Below are 255 nucleotides of genomic sequence, written 5' to 3'. Positions count from 1 at the left end.
AGCTGGTTCTCCCCGAAAGCTATTTAGGTAGCGCCTCGGACGAATACTACTGGGGGTAGAGCACTGTTTGGACTAGGGGGTCATCCCGACTTACCAACTCCATGCAAACTCCGAATACCAGTAAGTAATATCCGGGAGACACACGGCGGGTGCTAACGTCCGTCGTGAAGAGGGAAACAACCCAGACCGCCGGCTAAGGTCCCAAAGTTCTGGTTAAGTGGGAAACGATGTGGGAAGGCTCAGACAGCTAGGATG

General features: G+C 53.7%; 1 rRNA gene. It reads left to right on the top strand.

Features of this window, described 5'->3' with window-relative positions:
• Positions 1–255 (top strand): 23S ribosomal RNA (locus KW824_RS20755); the annotation flags it as partial.

The sequence above is a fragment of the Aeromonas sp. sif0611 genome (assembly GCF_019218845.1).
Taxonomy (GTDB): Bacteria; Pseudomonadota; Gammaproteobacteria; order Enterobacterales; family Aeromonadaceae; genus Aeromonas; species Aeromonas media.
The sequence above is the reverse complement of the archived record's forward strand: the minus strand, read 5'-3'. Positions and strand labels throughout refer to the sequence as shown.